General features: G+C 65.0%; 1 pseudogene. It reads right to left on the bottom strand.

Annotation, left to right across the window (positions count from 1 at the left end):
- A pseudogene (locus tag F8N21_RS30690) lies at positions 1 to 689 on the bottom strand (SH3 domain-containing protein); the annotation flags it as partial.

The raw sequence follows: 689 nt of genomic DNA, 5'->3' as shown, positions 1-689 counted from the left end.
GCGCCTTGCAGCGATTTGAAATGCACGTACTGGTCGATGCGTTCCAGCTTGCGGTAGTCGCCTTCACCGCTGACCCTGACTTGCGTGCCATCCGGCAGTTTCGTGAGAACGGCGCTGTGAAGGCTCGGTTCGGCGTAGACGTCGAGCGAGCCCCAGCGTGTCGCGACCTGATATTGGTCACCGGCAATCTGCCTCAGATCGCTGATGGAAACATAGCCGCGCAGCGAACCCTCGGCGTTGGTCAGCTTGGCCGGCCCAAGGGTGCTTTCCAGCTTGCGGTAGTCTCCGTCGCCGCTGACCGTCACCTCCGCCCCCCGTGGCAGGAGGTCGAGCACCTTGCCCTGCCGCCGCGCCTGGTTGCGTACGTTCAGGCCGCGTTGCGTTGGCTGGCCGGGGCGTACGTCGTTCACCGTCGCCTTGACCCGACGGACCGCCGCCTCGGGCCAGAATGCCGGGCGGACCAGGGCGGCATCCTCCTGGTAAACCGCCCAGTCCTGCAGGTGCAGGTACAGGCTGTAGAAGGTCAGGCTCGGCGGCGTGTCCGGGCTGCCCTCGAGCTTCGGCGCTTGCAGGCGATGGCGGACCAGCACGAAATTGCGCGAGAAGGGTTTCTTTACGGACAGCTTGTGGACCCAGTAGGCCGTGGTTGGCGAGTGCGTGTCGATGCGATAAGCCACCACCTCTCCATC

It is taken from the genome of Pseudomonas fluorescens (assembly GCF_902497895.1).
In the GTDB taxonomy this organism is placed as follows: domain Bacteria; phylum Pseudomonadota; class Gammaproteobacteria; order Pseudomonadales; family Pseudomonadaceae; genus Aquipseudomonas; species Aquipseudomonas fluorescens_BP.
The sequence above is the reverse complement of the archived record's forward strand: the minus strand, read 5'-3'. Positions and strand labels throughout refer to the sequence as shown.